Source organism: Lysinibacillus sp. BPa_S21 (genome assembly GCF_023337795.1).
Taxonomy (GTDB): Bacteria; Bacillota; Bacilli; order Bacillales_A; family Planococcaceae; genus Lysinibacillus.
This window is the reverse complement of sequence record NZ_JALIRS010000013.1, coordinates 51,377-68,163: the sequence shown is the minus strand read 5'-3', so window position 1 is coordinate 68,163 and position 16,787 is coordinate 51,377. Positions and strand designations below refer to the sequence as shown.

Genomic DNA, 16,787 nt, shown 5'->3' with positions numbered 1-16,787 from the left:
TGGTGGAACCTTGTGTTGAATGAAGATAATTTTCGCAAAAATCACAAAATACTATATGTGAACTTTATCACATGAAAAAAACGAGTGCAACGGCTCCTATGATCTTTTTCGTTGTGCGGAATCGACTACATAAGGTCTTAATGCATCTGCTGTCATTGGGAAACGGATAAGTACGCGAAGCATCGCATTTGGAAAGAACGGAATAAGTGGCCACAAATATGGCGCTTGCATCGGACGTAATGAACATAAATACGTAAATAATATAAAGAACCCGATAAATAACCCATTTACTCCCCAAATACCAGTCATTATTAACAACACTAATCTAAAGAGTTTAATGGAGATACCTAGCTCATATGTCGGAATAATAAAAGTTAAAATGGCTGAAATTGCTGTATATAACACTACTTCTGGTGAAAACACCCCAACATCAATAGCAATTTGACCAATAATTACACCCGCTACCAAACCCATCGCAGTGGATAATGGGGACGGGGTATGAATGGCGGCCATCCTCAAAAATTCTATCCCAATATCTCCAATTAATACTTGTAGTAAAAGTGGGATATGCGATTTTTTCTTTGCTCCTAAAAAGGCTAACTCATCTGGTAAATGTATCCCATGCGTTGCACATAAATACCATAAGGGCAATAATAGTAAACCCATAATTGCTCCGAAATAACGCATAAAACGGACGAAGGTTCCGACTGATGGTGCCTGCCTATACTCCTCTGCATGTTGCAGTAAATGAAAAGCCGTAGCTGGCACAATAATAACAGAAGGAGATGTATCGACAATAATGGCTATGTGGCCCTCAAGTAAATGCGCTGCAGTAATATCTGGTCGTTCCGTATAACGTACAAAAGGAACTGGATGAAACTTTTGTTTAAACAGCCATTCTTCTAGTGATTTATCAGTCATCGTTAAACCATCATGATGAATTTGTTCTATGCGCTGTCGTAATTTATCGAGCGTTTCATCACTCGCAATACCCTTTATAAACGCTAGCGCGACATCGGTTTGACCGATTTCGGATATTTTATGTAGCTCGAAACGTAAATTACTATTGCGAATTCGCCGACGAATCAAAGCAGTATTTTGCGAAATACCTTCTACAAAGCCGTCCCTAGAACCACGAATAACCTTTTCATTATCAGGCTCCGCAGGGGTACGTCCTGGATAATTTCGAATCTCAGCAACATAGCCATAACCACTTTTCGTTATAAAGGCTACTTGTCCACTTAATATTGATAATAAAATGGCTTCACGTTTGGTTTCCTCAGAACGCCCCTGAAAATTGAAATAGGCTTCAAAATACTCTTTTTCATCCTCAATATCAATATCCTCATCAGGCAACATATTAGAGAGTAATTGTGTTAAGACTATTCCATCCACAAGTCCGCTTATATATGCGCAAAGAACCGGCAAATCTTTGACGAATAAATGCTTAATACTTATGTCAAATGATTCGCCGTCTCCAAATTGTTCTTTAAGAAAATTTTCGGCTTCTTCTAAGCTGTTAAATAGTTTATCTTCTGTCATGCTGTCACCATTTTCTTAGATGTCTTTTTTTACTTCTTCCTCTTCAACTGTGGCACTTGTAGCCATCCAATTTTTTAATTGAGCAAGAATTTTTTTCTCTAATCTTGATACCTGAACTTGTGAAATGCCAAGCCTGTTAGCAATTTCAGTTTGGGTACAATCTGAGAAGTATCGTAAATAAATAATGGATTGCTCCCTAGGCTCAAGTCTTGTGAGCACCTCTTTTAGTGGAATATAGTCAAATGGCTGCTCAGATTTTTCGTCCTTCATCTGATCCATTAAAGTAATAGAATCCCCTTCGCTCTCATACAATTGTTCATGCAAGGAAGCAGGATCTCTTAATGCATCTGAAGCTGTTACAATTTCCTCAGTTGTGACACCAAGAACCTGCGCCAATTCATGAATGGTCGGTGGATGCTCATTATTTTTAATGAATTCATCAGTGGCATGACGAATTTTAAAATTAAGCTCACGAATAGATCGACTAACCTTCACCATACCATCATCCCTTAGAAAACGCTGAATTTCACCGATGATCATTGGTACAGCATATGTCGAAAATTTAACATCATATGTTAGATCGAATTTATCCACAGACTTCATGAGCCCGATACAGCCAATTTGAAATAAATCCTCGAGCTCCACGCCCCTACTTGTAAAGCGCTGGACGATAGACCACACAAGCCTCGTATTCCCTTCAATCATTCGTTTACGAGCCTCATGATCGCCCTGCTGTGCACGCGCAATTAAATCTCGCATTTCTCCCTGTGACAATAGCTTATCGGACGACTGTTCTAGCGGCTTCACAATCGTAGCCTCACATTACCGGTGTGCGAACCGAGTAAAATTTCTTCGTAAATGTGACAGTTGTACCCTCTTGCCACTTGGACATGACTGTCAACTGATCTGAAAAACTATCCATAATAGTAAAGCCCATACCCGAACGCTCCATCGCACTTTTCGTCGTAAATAATGGCTCCATCGCTCGACTTACATCCTCAATACCAATCCCTTTATCCATAACAGACACCGTTACAACATCATCCTCACGTTTTGCATGAACTGTAACAACACCTTTACCATTCTCTTCGTAACCGTGAATAATGGCATTAGAAACAGCCTCCGAGACAACCGTTTTAAATTCAGATAGCTCATCAATTGTTGGATCTAATTGTGCAATAAAACCAGTCACAGCTACTCGCGCTAATGCTTCATTTTCACTAATTGCTAAAAAAGTTAATGTCATTTCGTTATCCATTTACAATCCCCCTAACTCGATCAATCGCTTCTTCTTCAGTTGCATCCATCATCCACGGCCCTAACCCTGAAAATTGAAATACCTTTCGCATTGTCGGCGATGGATTCAATAAAATTGTTCGTCCAGCGACTGCTTCTAACTCACGCATTCGCCCAAGCACTAAACCAACACCTGAACTATCCATAAAAGAAAGCCCCTCTAGGTTCCAAATGATAGTCGTAACAGTCCCCTGAAAAATTGCTGTAGAAATTTTAGCTCGAATTTGCTCAACTGCATGATGATCGAGCTCCCCAAATAAACGTATAACTACTGTCTCTCTTGTTACCATTTCTAATTGAAAATGCATGAACATCGCCTCCTCCTCGTGCAATTCCACATTCACTGTGGTGATTCCTTGCGGCTGACAGAACTAGTGCAAAGTCTTCCGAAATAGTGGCAAATCGACATACTCATAGCCTTTTAGGTTAATTGCAGTATGGGATATATCAACATTTTTTAAACCTGGCTGACACTTTTCACAAGAATTATTATTATGCTAACGGCCAGCAAATGTTTACGCTCTTCTTTCTGTCGATTTGGCGGGGCTACCCGTCACTTTGAAGGTTCTATCCACGTTTGACGGTTCTATCCACTTTTTTTGCAGTTCTATCCACGATTTTGGGTGGCTCTATCCACGAATTTGATAGTTCTATCCGCTATTTTGACGGTTCTATCCACGTTTGCCGGGGCTATCCGTCACTTTGGAGGTTCTATCCACGGATTTGGCGGGCCTATCCACGGAAATTGATAGTTCTATCCATGATTTTGGCAGTTCTGTCCATGTTTGTCGGTTCTATTCATCGCTCTGTCTTCTTTCCGTCGCTCAGACTATTCTTTCCGTCTCTTCAGCCATTCTATCCGTCGCTCTGATTTCTTTCCGTCACTTTAGACTTTCTTTCCGTCATCTTGACCATCCTTTCCATCGCCTTGGCCTTTCTTTCCGTCGCTCTGACTATTCTTTCCGTCACCCTGGCCCTACTTTCCATCGCTCTGTCTTCTTTCCGTCGCTTCGGCTCTTCTTTCCGTCGCTCTGACTATTCTTTCCGTCACTTCGGTTCTTCTATCCGTCGCTCTGTCTTCTTTCCGTCACCCTGGCCATTCTTCCCGTCGCTCTGGCCATTCTTCCCGTCGTTCTGACCATTCTTTCCGTCGTTCTGACCATTCTTTCCGTCGCTTTGCCCCTTCTTTCCGTCACTCTGGCCCTTCTTTCCGTTGCATTGTCTTCTTTCCGTCGCTCTGTCTTCTTTCCGTCGCTCTGTCTTCTTTCCGTCGCCTTGGCCCTTCTTTCCGTCACCTGGGCCATCCTTTACGTCGCTCTGGCTCTTCTTTCCGTCATCTTGACCATCCTTTCCGTCGCCTCGGCCTTTCTTTCCGTCACTTTGCCCCTTCTTTCCGTCACCCTGGCCTTTCTTTCCGTCGCTTCGGCCATTCTTTCCGTCGCCCTGGCCTTTCTTTCCGTCGCTCTGACTATTCTTTCCGTCACTTTGCCCCTTCTTTCCATCGCATTGGCCCTACTTTCCGTCGCCTTGGCCCTTCTTTCCGTCGCTCTGTCTTCTTTCCTTCACCCTGGCCCTTCTTTCCGTCGCTCTGACTATTCTTTCCGTCTCTTCAACCATTCTTTCCGTCTCTTCAACCATTCTATCCGTCGCTCTGATTTCTTCCCGTCACCCTGGCCTTTCTTTCCGTCGCTTCGGCTCTTCTTTCCGTCGCTTCGGTTCTTCTATCCGTCACCCTGGCTCTTCTTTCCCTCTCTCTGATTTCTTTCCGTCACCCTAGCCATTCTTCCCGTCGCTTTGGCCCTTCTTTCCGTCACCCTAGCTCTTCTTTCCGTCACTTTGCCCCTACTTTCCGTCGCTCTGGCTCTTCTTTCCCTCTCTCTGATTTCTTTCCGTCACCTTGGCCTTTCTTTCCGTCACTTTGCCCCTTCTTTCCATTGTCTGGGCCATTCTTTCCGTCGCTCTGTCTTTTTCACCTCGCCCTGACTATTCTTCCCCCGCTTTAACTCTACGTTTTTTTAGAACACAAAAAAGCGAGAGCCCCCTTTAAAGAGAGTTCTCGCTTCCATTCATCATTTATGCAATTGTATAAGCTTTTAGTACTTTTTCGATGGTTTCCTCATCGATTTGACGATTTGAATATAGATAAGCAATCGTCTCGCCAGCGCGAACATGGTCACCTTTTTTAGCGATTAATTGAATACCAGCATCGTAATCAAGCGCTGATTCTTTTGTTAATCGACCTGCGCCAAGACCAACGCTAGCTTCTCCGATTAATAGTGCATTAATCGTCCCTACAGTCCCTTCAGTAGGTGCTTTGACAGCTACTTTGTTAGCTGTGTCTTTTTGCACGATATCAGCTAAATCGCCACCTTGTGCTACGATAAATTCCTCGAATTTTGTAGCGGCTGAACCATCCTCTAATACTCGTTTCACAGCTGCTGTTGCTTCCGCCTCATTTACGCCTGCTGCCACTTGGTACATTAAAGAAGAAATAATAATACATTCCTCCAGTAGATCCTCATGTGTTTCATCCATACGACCGCTTAATAAAGCAAACGCTTCCACTACTTCAAGCTTATTGCCAATCATTTTTCCAAGTGGATTGTCCATGTCACTAATATGAGCGACTACTTTACGCCCCAGCTTTTCACCGATAGCAGTCATCGTTTCAGCTAAAACCTGCGCTTCTTCTTCTGTTTTCATAAATGCACCTGAGCCACATTTGACATCAAGTACAATGCCGTCAGCACCACTTGCAATTTTCTTACTCATAATAGATGCGGCAATTAGTGGGGTAGAATCGACAGTACCCGTCACATCTCGTAACGCATATAATTTTTTGTCAGCTGGTACAAGATTGCCTGTTTGACCAGCCACTGCAATTTTATGTTTATTGACATTGTCGATAAATTCTTGTGATGAAAGCTCTGTTTTTAAGCCACGAATGGATTCTAATTTATCGATTGTACCACCTGTAATACCTAGACCTTTACCACTAAACTTCGCTACCGGAATATCTAGTGCAGCAATGATAGGCGTGACGATTAGTGTCACTTTATCTCCTACACCGCCTGTTGAGTGTTTATCAATTTTAAAACCTTCAATAGATGATAAATCAATGACATCTCCAGATTCAATCATTGCCTTTGTTAAATAAAATGTTTCATCATATGTCATACCCAATAAACGGATTGCCATCAGTAGTGAGCTTGCTTGATAATCAGGAATTGTACCAGTCGTATAACCCTCTACAAAATACTGAATTTCAGCCTGTGATAGCTCCTTGCCTTGTTTCTTCTTTTCAAATAGCTGCGCCATATTCATATCGATAATCCCCCTTACTTCAGATCATTTAAGAAGCTTTTGCCAAACGCTGGTGCTTCTACTTTGAAGTTTTCAGCTACTGTTGCTGCAATATCTGCAAACGTTTCACGTAGTGCTAGTTCACTACCACCGTTAAAGCGTGGTGAATAGATAATTAACGGTACATATTCACGCGTATGATCTGTCCCTGGGAATGTTGGATCATTCCCGTGGTCTGCCGTAATGATTAGTAAATCATCCTCTGTCATCGCTTCAGTAATTTCTGGTAAACGTGCATCAAATTCTTGAAGTGCGTTGCCATAACCTATTGGGTCACGACGATGTCCAAAATTCGCATCAAAGTCCACTAAGTTTAAGAAACTAATACCATGGAAATCACGGCGCACTACCTCTGCAAACTTATCCATACCATCTGTATTATTTTTTGTACGTACAGCATCAGTAACGCCTTCACCGTTGAAAATATCTGAGATTTTTCCGATTGCGATAACATCTAACCCTGCATCCTTTAAGACATTCATCGTTGTACGACCAAACGGCTTTAACGCATAGTCATGACGATTAGATGTACGCGTGAAGTTTCCTGGTGTACCGATAAATGGACGAGCAATAACACGGCCAACTAAATATTCTGGCTGTAATGTTAGCTCACGAGCAATTTCACAAATTTTATATAATTCCTCTAATGGAATAATTTCTTCATGGGCAGCAATTTGCAAAACAGGATCAGCAGATGTATAGACAATAATCGCTCCTGTCTCCATATGCTCCTTGCCGAAGTCTTCGATTACTTGTGTGCCACTTGCAGGTTTATTGCAAAGTACTTTGCGGCCTGTACGTTTTTCCAATTCTGCAATAAGCTCAGCTGGGAATCCCTCAGGGTACACCTTAAACGGTTTATCGATATTCAAACCCATAATTTCCCAATGCCCTGTCATCGTATCTTTCCCAACAGATGCTTCTTGCATTTTTCCGTAGTATGCCTTTGGTTTGTCAGTAGCCTGCATACCTTGTAATGGTTCAATGTTTGCTAAGCCGAAAGACTCCATATGTGGCATTGTAAGCCCATTCATTTTTTCAGCGATATGTCCTAGAGTATGTGAACCCACATCTCCAAAATTTGCTGCGTCTGGAGCTTCACCAATTCCAACCGAGTCCAATACTACTACATGGATTTTTTCAAATGGTTTATTCATTCATTTTGCCTCCTACTCTCTTGTCTCTATTTTACCAAAAAACAGCGAAAAATAAAGGTCAGACATCCGACTAACTAATAATTTTCAAGCGCGTGGATGAAATTGCTTATAAACCTCTGATAGTCGGGATTTACTAATATGTGTATAAATTTGTGTTGTAGAAATATCGGCATGCCCTAGCATCTCTTGTACTGCTCGCAAATCCGCACCGTTTTCCACTAAATGTGTTGCAAAAGAATGACGTAATGTATGTGGCGTTAATTCATGTTGGATGCCCGCTTTTAAGGCGTGCTCCTTCATTAATTTCCAACAACCTTGCCTTGTTAAACGTTTTCCTCGTTGATTGATAAAAAAAGCTTCTGTTTTGGGAGATTTCCCTTGTAATTGACTTCGTGCGCCATCTAAATAAGTACTTAATGCAAAAAGGGCACTTTTTCCAAGTGGAATGATACGCTCCTTGCCTCCCTTACCAAAGACGCGGACAAAGCCCATCGTCAAGTGAATATCCGCTAAATCCAATGCAATCAGCTCACTAATGCGCATTCCTGACCCATATAACAGCTCTAGCATCGCTACATCGCGGATACCTTGTGGTTTGCTGCGATTTGGTGCCGCTAATAAAGCTTCTATTTCCTCGATAGAGAGTACATTTGGTAGCTTTTGCTCAATGGTCGGCATTTCTAAATGGACAGTCGGATCTGTTTCAGCTCGTTTTTCCCGTAGTAGAAATTGATGGAAACTACGAATGGAGGAGATGTGTCGAGCCACAGTACGACTTGTCTTTCCTTGCATTCGCAGCTGCTCTAAATGGCGTAAAATGGTCGTCCTATCCACTCTTCGAAAATCAGACATTCCCTCTACTTCCCGCAAAAAATTCACGTAATTTTCTAAGTCTCGGCGATAGGATGCTAATGTATTATCGGATAATTGTCGTTCAACTTGGATAAAATGGATATAATCCTCTATGGCATATTGGAATTCATTCATCATAACGCCCCCTTACTGTCAATTATTCTCTATTTTAGCACGGCAATTTGAATTGTGCTAAAACGGTCCCCTATTCTACATTGCTAATTTCATATAAAACAAAAAACTGCCCGATTAATCAAAAGATTAAAACAGACAGCTTCTTGTTATTTTTCTTCATTCGATTCGTCGTTTTTATCATGACAGCGCCAGCAAATACCGTGGAATGTTAGTCGGTGATCTTTTATGATAAAGTTCCAACGTTTTTCAACAACGGCTTCCACATCTTCAAGTAAATCTTCTTGAATTTCATCAACCGCACCACATTCGATACAAACTAGATGATGGTGGAAATGCGCAGCTCCCTCTTGGCGTAGATCATAGCGCGAAACGCCATCGCCAAAGTTGATTTTGTCGACAATTTTGAGCTCAGTTAGTAATTCTAACGTTCTATAGACAGTAGCAAGACCAATTTCAGGTGCCTTTTCTTTTACTAAAAGGTAAACATCTTCTGCACTTAGGTGGTCTTCCTCGTGCTCCAGCAGTACAGCAACTGTTGCTTCTCGCTGCGGCGTCAGCTTATAACTAGCACTATGCAACTGTTTTTTTATACGATCAATTCGGCTCTCCATGTGACGCCCCCCTAAACTCTTTCCATTATACCAAAGGAGTAAATCCTATTACAAGATAGTGAATAGATTTCGAATATGCTTTTGTATATTTTTACCTAATGCTAAATTTCTGTAGTTATCAATTTAAAATATAAGAAATAACAATAAACTCAGCCACTATTATGATGAAAAATCCGATAAAATTCAACAAAATTGTCCGACCATTTATCATTTTTCCGATTTTTCGCTTTGACCATGCTGGCACAAGTAAATTGCATAGGTTTAGCAACAATATACAATAGATAAGCTGAAATGGAAACCACCAAATCGTATAAACCCAGAACGCCTCAAGCTTTTGTAATAAAAAAACCGAGCTAAAGCCAAAAAAGGTTGCACGCATTGCCACTGTAACACGCACTAGAACCTTTAGGACATTATGTGTTGCAAGCAATATTACGAGAGCGATTGAAACAGCAACAGGTAACACTAAACGAAACAGAGAATGCCTGTCCCCATTTGTTAAACGAGGCTCTATAAATGAAATAAAAGGCTCTGCTTTCGGCCCACCAATAATATGAAATAAGATAACGCCGCAAACGAAACTCATAGCAATAATGGAAGCGTGATAAAATATAGACACCGTACGAGACATAAACATGCTCCTTTTCTATCAAGGTTTGTACAGCTTATGCTCGTCCGCTTCTATTATGCTAAAGATTATGATCTTATTGTGTTGCAAGCCAAAGTACTGCAAACGCTGTCTTGGCGTCGTATATACGCTCATCTGCCACCATTTGCCCCGCCTCTTCCAACGAAACTTCTATTAATTCGACAAATTCATCCTCATCTAGATCTGCCTTATTGTCAATTTTATATAAATCTTTAGCTACAAATAGATGGATGATTTCATCTGCGAAGCCTGGGGATGTTGCAAACGCTTGTAAATAAGTTAAGCTCTGTGCTCCGTAACCTGTTTCTTCCTCTAATTCACGGCGCGCGGTTACAATAGGTTCCTCCCCTGGTTCAAGCTTACCAGCTGGAATTTCAATAATTGAACGTTCTAAAGCTTTGCGATATTGCTCCACTAATACTAATTTGCCTTCATCTGTAACAGCTATAACCGCAACTGCGCCTGGATGCTTAATAATCTCCCTTTTTGCAACATTACCATTTGGTAAAGTGACATCATCAATTTGTAGTTTTACAATTTTCCCGTCATAAATGGGTGTAGTCTTTATCGTTTTTTCTTCAAACTTTTTCATTGACTATAACCTCGCTTGTTCTTCAGATATGTTCATTGTACCATTACAAGTAGAGAAATCGAAGGAGGGCATTAGCATGAAAAAAAGACAGCTTGGCTCAAGTGAATTGTTCATTTCAGAAATTAGTTTAGGGGGCATGTCTCTTTCGACAGATAAGAAAAAGGCTGCTGCAATCGTCGATATGGCGCTAGATGCTGGCATTAATTATATCGATACAGCCGATTTATATGATTTTGGGGCCAATGAAGAAATGATTGGCGCTATTTTAGGGAAACGTCGTCAGGATGTTCTAGTTGCTACAAAAGTTGGTAATCGTTGGACAGAAGGTGTAGACGGTTGGCATTGGGATGCATCCCCTTCTTATATAAAGGAAGCTCTACACGCTAGCTTGAAACGACTAGGTACTGACTATATTGATGTTTATCAGTTACATGGTGGGACGATAGAAGACGATTGGGATGGCATTATCGACACTTTTGAAAATTTGAAAAAAGATGGATTGATTCGAGAATATGGTATTTCCTCGATTCGACCAAATGTACTAAAGCGTTTTTTACCCGCAAGCTCTGCCAAAAGTGTCATGATGCAATATAGCGCTTTAGATCGTCGCCCAGAGGAATGGTTAGACTTTATTGCAAGTGAAGGTGCTTCCGTCGTAACACGTGGGACTGTTGCAAAAGGTTTACTAACAAATAGCTGGAAAGAACGTTTACAACGTGTCAACGGCTTTAACACCTATACAGCGGACGAATTAACAGTAGTATTAACAGGCTTATCCTCACATTTTGACGATTTACATGCACTAGCTATCGCCTTTAATCTAAAGGAACCTGCTATCGCTTCAACCGTGATTGGGGCTAGCTCACAAGAACAGCTGGCGCAAACACTTGCCGCCTATGAAAAAATGAATTTGATAACAGATTTTAAAGCAGCAAAAGAGCTAACAAAAGCCGAACAATATATGGATCACCGATGAAAAAATGGCTTATCTTACTAGTGTTTTTAGTAGTACTTGTCATATCCTCTAGTATGACCTATGAACAACAGTCTATTATTCCTGAATTGGAGCAAATATTAGCAAATAAACCATTTGAAAAGCAATTATCGGTTTTAAAAATTCCTTATTGGGACACAGTTGTTTCTGTAGAAGAACGGGGTTACTTTAAGTTTGTAGAATTTTTAATTCGCAAATTCACGCATTTCGCTGGATTCGGCTGCATCGCACTCGGCATTTACTTCGCATGGGGTAAACGTCGGTTCGCCGCAGTTGTCGCTATTGCCGGGACAGCTCTTATAGCAATGCTTGATGAGTTTCGCCAAAGCTTTACACCAGGACGCACAATGAGCGGACAGGATGTTATGGTGGATACAGCTGGTGCCATTGTTTTTGTTGGGATTGTCGTGTTGGTGAGGAAGATTTTTAAAAGGCAAAGGGCGCTTTAACCCTTTGTCTTTTATTTGATGTCAAACGAATCTCCAAAAAAATAGTTCTTCAGATTCTGAATATAACATTGCCCCTGCTTTTTGTAAGACTTTATGTGAGGAGATATTACTTTTTTCAGTGTCAGCAACCACATACTTAACATTTGATTGACGTAGTAACCAATCTTTCATCATCCTAACAGTTTCCGTCATGTATCCTTTTCCCTGATATTGCGAAAATGTATAATATCCGATCACGACTTCTCCCTGTTCATTTGGTAGACCTTTTAACATAATGCCACCAACGATACAGTTTTCTTCTTTCGATACGATTATCCAATTCGTGTACCAAATATAATTTTCCTCATTCTCTAATACTTTCGATCGTCTAAACTTCAAAGCTTGTCTAAGTTCTTCATCAAGAAAGATTTCTTTACTACTTAATGGCAACTCTATTTCAAATGTCTTTTCTTCATGAATTAGTAAATCTAAATTCTTTGCGTTTAATGGGATTAGTTTTAATCTATTAGTGCTTAATTCAATCATTTTTTCTCTCCTATCTTAGATTTATCTAAAACTATTAAGAGATATATGTATTGGCAACGTCTCCTGTTTTTTATTTAGGCTGTTTTCTTATAGATTGTTGCTCTCTTGAAAATACAGCAATAATCTTTGAGAAAACAGCCTTCTTTTTAAATGACTTTTAACTTACAATATATTGTGATTTGTGTTCATACTTTACAAATTCGCTTCTTCTACTAGCTTTTCGAGCAAATCCTTCACTGGTAGTACCTGAATCATCTTAAACCCCGTGACTGCCCACAATTAATGAAAGACTCTACTAGGTTTTGTCAATTTCAATTTATTAATCCCTATACCGATGAAGTGTTTTATCATTTAAATAATGAACCGGCCTGGACTACCATTCATCAAGCTGCGAATAGATTAGCATTTTACAAATCCGAATTGAATATGTTTCATCCTTTTCGAGAGGGAAACGAGCGAACTATTCGTATTTTTGTGCAAGCATATACACTTTCTAAAGGTGTTAAAGAAATTTATTTAAACGCAATGATTCAATCTGTTACCAAAACAGAACTACTAGAAAGGCTATTTTTTAATACTATCGAATTTATCTAATTAAAATCCGATAAAACAAAAAACAGTGAATCCGCATTTGGATCCACTGTTTCTCTTTTAGAATTTTGAGCCTTTATCGCCATATTCGTTTAGTAGTTCTTCAAACGATTTGTTTTTTTCGCGTTGCTTGCGCTCAAAGGCTAGCTTTGCTTGGCGTTCTTCTTCTGCAGCTTGCTCTTTCACCGTTAAATCTTGCTTTGCCGCTTTTAATTTGGCAAGCACGTCACCGCCTAATTGATCGGCTAATGTGACTGCCTCCTGCTTCGGTAGACTAGATGTCACACTATTATCTACTCGTTGCTGCTGTTTTCGTTTCTTTCCCATTGCATTTCACCTTCTTATTCACTTCAAGGGCGCTTGACAACTGTTGCCACACCTTGTCCTCCACCGATACATAGTGTTGCGAGACCAGTTTTTGCATCAAGCTTTTCCATCTCATGTAAAAGCGTGACTAAAATACGTGCTCCACTTGCACCAATTGGATGGCCAAGAGCAATTGCTCCCCCGTTCACATTTAGTTTATCATGATTAAAGCCTAATTCGCGATCTACAGCAATAGATTGAGCTGCAAAAGCTTCATTCGCTTCAATTAAATCTATATTATCTAGTGTCACATCAGCCTTTGCTAATGCTTTTTTCACTGCCGTTACTGGGCCTGTTCCCATAATAGCTGGGTCAACACCTGCGCTTGCATTCGCTGTAATGAATGCCATTGGGTGAATCCCTAACTCTTCCGCTTTTTCTTTCGACATAACCACGACAGCTGCTGCTCCATCATTAATACCAGATGCGTTTGCTGCTGTCACGGAGCCATCCTTTTTAAAAGCAGGACGAAGTTTAGATAGCGACTCAGCTGTAACGCCTTGACGTGGGAATTCATCTTTATCAAATATAATAGAATCGCCCTTGCGCTGAGGAATTTCCACTGCTACGATTTCTTCGTTAAACTTCCCTGCTGCCATTGCCACTTCTGCACGCTGTTGAGAACGTGCTGCAAAGGCATCTTGCTCCTCGCGAGAAATCTCATAAACATCACATAAATTTTCAGCTGTAACGCCCATATGATAGTCATTAAAAGCACACCACAATCCGTCATGAATCATTGTATCGACTACTTTTTGATCCCCCATGCGGAAGCCTTCTCGTGCATTTTTTAATACATACGGTGCTTGGCTCATATTTTCAAAGCCACCTGCAACGACAATATCTGCATCACCTGCTAAAATGGCTTGTGTCGCTAAGTGAACTGCTTTTAGCCCTGAGCCACAAACTTTATTAATAGTTAATGCCGATACTTCGTGTGGCAAGTCTGCTGCAATCGCTGCTTGACGAGCTGGATTTTGACCAAGTCCAGCTGATAAGACATTCCCCATAATGACCTCGTCAACTTGTTCACCTGCTACACCAGCACGTGCTAATGCCTCTTTAATAACAATACTCCCTAGTGTTGTCGCTGGTACGTCCTTTAAAGTTCCTTGGAATGAACCAATAGCTGTACGTACAGCACTTACTATTACTACCTCTTTCGTCATAAACTTTCTCCCCTTTTCCCCGTTCAAAAATGAACACTGCATGCATATGCTACTAGCAGATATATCTATTTTAACAAATATTTTGACGATTTTCGATAGCAGAAATAATCGCAGTTTTGCCAAAGATAATGTAAAATGTTGACGTGTTTTAAACAATCTCAGTTGGGAACATTACAATTAAGAAAAGTGCATACATTTCGCTTGTATGCCTAGACAACAAAAGAAACAGGACGTGGAGGTGTTAATAATGAAAAAGAAAATGCTATTATTTTCAGGTATAACGACGACGATTGCTGCAGCAGCAACTGGTCTGTTCGGCTTCGCGCTTTCCAATAAATTAATGTACATTAAACAAAAGGATCCTGAATTTGTTCGTGAACGTGAAACTACCGCAAAACGCTTTGATGAAGCTTGGTACAATAAAAACTTAAAATGTGAACTAAATATTGACTCTCCAAATGGCTATACCATTCGTGGCATCATGTTTCAGCCATTGGAAACAAATAATACCATCATTATTTGCCACGGAGTAACAGAAAATAAAATCAACTCCGTTAAATATGCTCGACTTTTTGAACGACTTGGCTATAATTCCGTTATTTTTGACCATCGTCGACATGGGGAGACCGGTGGGAAAACGACTAGCTACGGCCATTATGAAAAAAATGACCTTGATGCAGTAGTCAAAACTATAAAGGCTATGATTGGTGAAAACGCCATTCTCGGTATTCATGGTGAATCAATGGGAGCCGCAACAATGTTACTATATTCAGGAACTGTAGAGGATGGTGCGGATTTCTATATTTCAGATTGTGCGTTTTCTGATTTTTCAATGCTGCTGAAACAAATAGCGAAGACGGAATTTAAATATGGCTCGATTATTCCAATTCGTTTTGCCGATTTCTTTGTCCGCTTGCGAGACGGTTATTCCTTTAAAAGTGTGACACCTTCTGAGGCTGTAACAAATATTGAAAAGCCGGTACTCTTTATCCATAGTATTCCTGACACATTTATCCCAGCTTCCATGTCACTGGATTTATACAATAAAAAAACTGGTCCTAAGAAGCTGAAGCTATTTGATAAAGGTGCTCATGCACAGTCTTTTAATGAAAATATGGCTGAATATGAGGATTTAATCCACGACTTTTTAGAAAATTTCATTTATCAAAAAATTAATCGTGATTCTTCTTCGTCTAATGTCATTCCATTTCATTTTTAGGGCAAATGAAAACAAAATATAGTTCTTCTGCAAAGCGAGGGGTTGATTTCCGTTCCGACTGGGCGCTTTCCTGGGGGCGTCGGGGCAACACGATGTTGGTCACGAAGGCGTTATCACAGGACGTGATGCCTTTAGCCTTCGTTCCCCTCCCGCTTCACTCGCGTTGCTCGCTCCAGGGTCTCGGACCAACACGAGGTTGGTCACGAAGGCGTTATCACAGGATGTGATGTTCTTAGCCTTCGTTCCCCTATCTCTAAACCCCAAGGAGTCGCCCAGTCTCCACTCCAATCAACCAATTTACTCACATGTCATTATAATTTCTTCAACAATGTATTTGTGTGAAAGCTAAGCGGCACGACCCTCAATATAAAACCTTGCGACACTGAATGAGCTGCACGCAAGGTTTATATTTTTTATTCTGCAAAAACAATATGCCATTCATCACGTTTGGCTAAAAATTCTTTAGCTAACGCTTGTGCACCTTCTAAACTATGGCTAGCTGCCCAGCCACATTGCACTTCGTTGCAGGCTGGGACTGCAGTGGCCTTTGTTACATCTGTAAATGTTTTTTCTAAAATATTTAATAAGTCTTCGTAATCATTGTGATTGATTAGCGATACATAGAAGCCTGTTTGACATCCCATCGGACTGAAATCAACAATATGGTCGGAGTAATTGCGGATAATGTCTGCCGATAAATGCTCTAGGGAATGTAATGCAGGCATTTCCATATGCTCTTTATTTGGCTGTTTAAAACGAATATCATATTTGTACACTTCATCGCCATTTTTTCCTGCTTTCACACCCGCTAAACGTACATATGGTGCTTTTACTTTCGTATGATCTAGATCAAAGCTTTCAACATTTGTTTTTTCTTTCTGCAACTTACACAACTCCTTTTATATAGAATATTTCCATTATAACGAGTTTTCCGATAGAATTGTATGATTTTTGCGAATTGTCCCACTCATTTCATCAAGTACCCCCGACAATGAGTAAATAAAAAACAACTAGTCAAAGCTTGGACTAGTTGCTCTTTAAACATTCCAATTATTTTTGGAATTTATTCATTTGTGTCATCATTTGACGTACTTGCTTTTCAGACGGCGTACGACCCATTTGCGCCATCATCATACGAATCATTTGTTCGTTAATTGGTGGGTTTTCTTTTAAATATTTCATCATAGCTTGACGAGCTAAATAGAAACCAAGTGCCGCGCCCGCTGCTAATGCGATAATTACGATAATAATCCAGCCCCATGTAGGCATACAACCAA

General features: G+C 40.5%; 19 protein-coding genes. 4 read left to right on the top strand and 15 right to left on the bottom strand.

The annotated features are described in order from the left end of the window. Positions 1 to 96: 96 nt before the first annotated feature. The 10 genes from MOK21_RS20065 to MOK21_RS20020 all read right to left on the bottom strand — a co-directional run bounded on the left by MOK21_RS20065 (position 97) and on the right by MOK21_RS20020 (position 10,197). On the bottom strand, positions 97 to 1,542 hold the full coding sequence (locus MOK21_RS20065; RefSeq protein WP_249075724.1) for a spore germination protein: 1,446 nt from the start codon (positions 1,540 to 1,542) through the stop codon (positions 97 to 99). A 15-nt stretch (positions 1,543 to 1,557) separates the two neighbouring features. Further along, the gene (gene sigF / locus MOK21_RS20060) at positions 1,558 to 2,349 is read right to left on the bottom strand and encodes an RNA polymerase sporulation sigma factor SigF (RefSeq protein WP_249075723.1); all 792 of its coding nucleotides are present in this window, start codon (positions 2,347 to 2,349) and stop codon (positions 1,558 to 1,560) included. 10 nt (positions 2,350 to 2,359) lie between these two features. Further along, positions 2,360 to 2,800: an anti-sigma F factor gene (spoIIAB, locus tag MOK21_RS20055; RefSeq protein WP_249075722.1), complete on the bottom strand. Its 441-nt coding sequence runs from the start codon at positions 2,798 to 2,800 to the stop codon at positions 2,360 to 2,362. Beyond that, positions 2,793 to 3,146 (bottom strand): anti-sigma F factor antagonist, encoded by a 354-nt coding sequence (spoIIAA, locus tag MOK21_RS20050; RefSeq protein ID WP_249075721.1) that lies wholly within the window; start codon positions 3,144 to 3,146, stop codon positions 2,793 to 2,795. The genes spoIIAB and spoIIAA overlap by 8 nt, the downstream gene beginning before the upstream one ends. A 1,765-nt stretch (positions 3,147 to 4,911) precedes the next feature. Continuing rightward, a complete protein-coding gene (locus MOK21_RS20045) occupies positions 4,912 to 6,162 on the bottom strand; it encodes a thymidine phosphorylase (protein ID WP_249075720.1) in 1,251 nt (416 codons plus the stop codon). A gap of 14 nt (positions 6,163 to 6,176) precedes the next feature. Further along, entirely contained in the window at positions 6,177 to 7,358 is a 1,182-nt protein-coding gene (deoB, locus tag MOK21_RS20040; RefSeq protein ID WP_249075719.1) for a phosphopentomutase, read from the bottom strand. A gap of 84 nt (positions 7,359 to 7,442) precedes the next feature. Continuing rightward, positions 7,443 to 8,345, bottom strand: coding sequence for a site-specific tyrosine recombinase XerD (xerD, locus tag MOK21_RS20035; RefSeq protein WP_249075718.1), 903 nt, complete (start codon positions 8,343 to 8,345; stop codon positions 7,443 to 7,445). Between the two features lie 146 nt (positions 8,346 to 8,491). Beyond that, positions 8,492 to 8,956: a ferric iron uptake transcriptional regulator gene (gene fur, locus MOK21_RS20030; protein ID WP_004232171.1), complete on the bottom strand. Its 465-nt coding sequence runs from the start codon at positions 8,954 to 8,956 to the stop codon at positions 8,492 to 8,494. Between the two features lie 118 nt (positions 8,957 to 9,074). After that, positions 9,075 to 9,587 carry a hypothetical protein gene (locus MOK21_RS20025; RefSeq protein WP_249075717.1) on the bottom strand — a complete coding sequence of 171 codons (513 nt, stop codon included), beginning with the start codon at positions 9,585 to 9,587 and terminating at the stop codon, positions 9,075 to 9,077. Between the two features lie 73 nt (positions 9,588 to 9,660). Beyond that, positions 9,661 to 10,197, bottom strand: a complete 537-nt coding sequence (locus MOK21_RS20020) for an NUDIX domain-containing protein (protein ID WP_249075716.1) — start codon at positions 10,195 to 10,197, stop codon at positions 9,661 to 9,663. A gap of 76 nt (positions 10,198 to 10,273) precedes the next feature. Between MOK21_RS20020 and MOK21_RS20015 the strand changes: the two genes are divergently transcribed. After that, on the top strand, positions 10,274 to 11,173 hold the full coding sequence (locus tag MOK21_RS20015) for an aldo/keto reductase (protein ID WP_249075715.1): 900 nt from the start codon (positions 10,274 to 10,276) through the stop codon (positions 11,171 to 11,173). Continuing rightward, complete coding sequence (locus MOK21_RS20010; protein WP_249075714.1) at positions 11,170 to 11,640, top strand: VanZ family protein; 471 nt, start codon at positions 11,170 to 11,172, stop codon at positions 11,638 to 11,640. The genes MOK21_RS20015 and MOK21_RS20010 overlap by 4 nt, the downstream gene beginning before the upstream one ends. A gap of 21 nt (positions 11,641 to 11,661) precedes the next feature. Here the strand turns inward: MOK21_RS20010 and MOK21_RS20005 are convergent, their stop codons facing one another. Further along, positions 11,662 to 12,165 (bottom strand): GNAT family N-acetyltransferase, encoded by a 504-nt coding sequence (locus MOK21_RS20005; RefSeq protein ID WP_249075713.1) that lies wholly within the window; start codon positions 12,163 to 12,165, stop codon positions 11,662 to 11,664. A 282-nt stretch (positions 12,166 to 12,447) separates the two neighbouring features. On the opposite strand from MOK21_RS20005, the gene MOK21_RS24025 reads away from it, so the two are divergent. Continuing rightward, entirely contained in the window at positions 12,448 to 12,759 is a 312-nt protein-coding gene (locus MOK21_RS24025) for a Fic family protein (RefSeq protein WP_374110264.1), read from the top strand. 57 nt (positions 12,760 to 12,816) lie between these two features. Here MOK21_RS24025 and MOK21_RS20000 read toward each other — a convergent pair whose 3' ends face one another. Beyond that, complete coding sequence (locus tag MOK21_RS20000; protein WP_249075712.1) at positions 12,817 to 13,083, bottom strand: YqkE family protein; 267 nt, start codon at positions 13,081 to 13,083, stop codon at positions 12,817 to 12,819. A 23-nt stretch (positions 13,084 to 13,106) separates the two neighbouring features. Then, the gene (locus MOK21_RS19995) at positions 13,107 to 14,291 is read right to left on the bottom strand and encodes an acetyl-CoA C-acetyltransferase (RefSeq protein ID WP_249075711.1); all 1,185 of its coding nucleotides are present in this window, start codon (positions 14,289 to 14,291) and stop codon (positions 13,107 to 13,109) included. Positions 14,292 to 14,538: 247 nt separating this feature from the next. On the opposite strand from MOK21_RS19995, the gene MOK21_RS19990 reads away from it, so the two are divergent. Further along, positions 14,539 to 15,510 (top strand): alpha/beta hydrolase, encoded by a 972-nt coding sequence (locus MOK21_RS19990; RefSeq protein ID WP_249075710.1) that lies wholly within the window; start codon positions 14,539 to 14,541, stop codon positions 15,508 to 15,510. Between the two features lie 413 nt (positions 15,511 to 15,923). Here the strand turns inward: MOK21_RS19990 and MOK21_RS19985 are convergent, their stop codons facing one another. Continuing rightward, positions 15,924 to 16,394, bottom strand: a complete 471-nt coding sequence (locus MOK21_RS19985; protein WP_249075709.1) for an S-ribosylhomocysteine lyase — start codon at positions 16,392 to 16,394, stop codon at positions 15,924 to 15,926. A gap of 166 nt (positions 16,395 to 16,560) precedes the next feature. Continuing rightward, positions 16,561 to 16,779, bottom strand: coding sequence for a YneF family protein (locus MOK21_RS19980; protein ID WP_249075708.1), 219 nt, complete (start codon positions 16,777 to 16,779; stop codon positions 16,561 to 16,563). Positions 16,780 to 16,787: the final 8 nt, after the last annotated feature.

Coding starts and splice junctions, on each gene's coding strand:
- MOK21_RS20065 (WP_249075724.1), bottom strand. CDS start 1,542: ATGACAGAAGATAAACTATTTAACAGCTTAGAAGAAGCCGAAAATTTT.
- spoIIAB (WP_249075722.1), bottom strand. CDS start 2,800: ATGGATAACGAAATGACATTAACTTTTTTAGCAATTAGTGAAAATGAA.
- spoIIAA (WP_249075721.1), bottom strand. CDS start 3,146: ATGCATTTTCAATTAGAAATGGTAACAAGAGAGACAGTAGTTATACGT.
- MOK21_RS20045 (WP_249075720.1), bottom strand. CDS start 6,162: ATGAATATGGCGCAGCTATTTGAAAAGAAGAAACAAGGCAAGGAGCTA.
- deoB (WP_249075719.1), bottom strand. CDS start 7,358: ATGAATAAACCATTTGAAAAAATCCATGTAGTAGTATTGGACTCGGTT.
- xerD (WP_249075718.1), bottom strand. CDS start 8,345: ATGAATGAATTCCAATATGCCATAGAGGATTATATCCATTTTATCCAA.
- fur (WP_004232171.1), bottom strand. CDS start 8,956: ATGGAGAGCCGAATTGATCGTATAAAAAAACAGTTGCATAGTGCTAGT.
- MOK21_RS20025 (WP_249075717.1), bottom strand. CDS start 9,587: ATGTCTCGTACGGTGTCTATATTTTATCACGCTTCCATTATTGCTATG.
- MOK21_RS20020 (WP_249075716.1), bottom strand. CDS start 10,197: ATGAAAAAGTTTGAAGAAAAAACGATAAAGACTACACCCATTTATGAC.
- MOK21_RS20015 (WP_249075715.1), top strand. CDS start 10,274: ATGAAAAAAAGACAGCTTGGCTCAAGTGAATTGTTCATTTCAGAAATT.
- MOK21_RS20010 (WP_249075714.1), top strand. CDS start 11,170: ATGAAAAAATGGCTTATCTTACTAGTGTTTTTAGTAGTACTTGTCATA.
- MOK21_RS20005 (WP_249075713.1), bottom strand. CDS start 12,165: ATGATTGAATTAAGCACTAATAGATTAAAACTAATCCCATTAAACGCA.
- MOK21_RS24025 (WP_374110264.1), top strand. CDS start 12,448: ATGAAAGACTCTACTAGGTTTTGTCAATTTCAATTTATTAATCCCTAT.
- MOK21_RS20000 (WP_249075712.1), bottom strand. CDS start 13,083: ATGGGAAAGAAACGAAAACAGCAGCAACGAGTAGATAATAGTGTGACA.
- MOK21_RS19995 (WP_249075711.1), bottom strand. CDS start 14,291: ATGACGAAAGAGGTAGTAATAGTAAGTGCTGTACGTACAGCTATTGGT.
- MOK21_RS19990 (WP_249075710.1), top strand. CDS start 14,539: ATGAAAAAGAAAATGCTATTATTTTCAGGTATAACGACGACGATTGCT.
- MOK21_RS19980 (WP_249075708.1), bottom strand. CDS start 16,779: ATGCCTACATGGGGCTGGATTATTATCGTAATTATCGCATTAGCAGCG.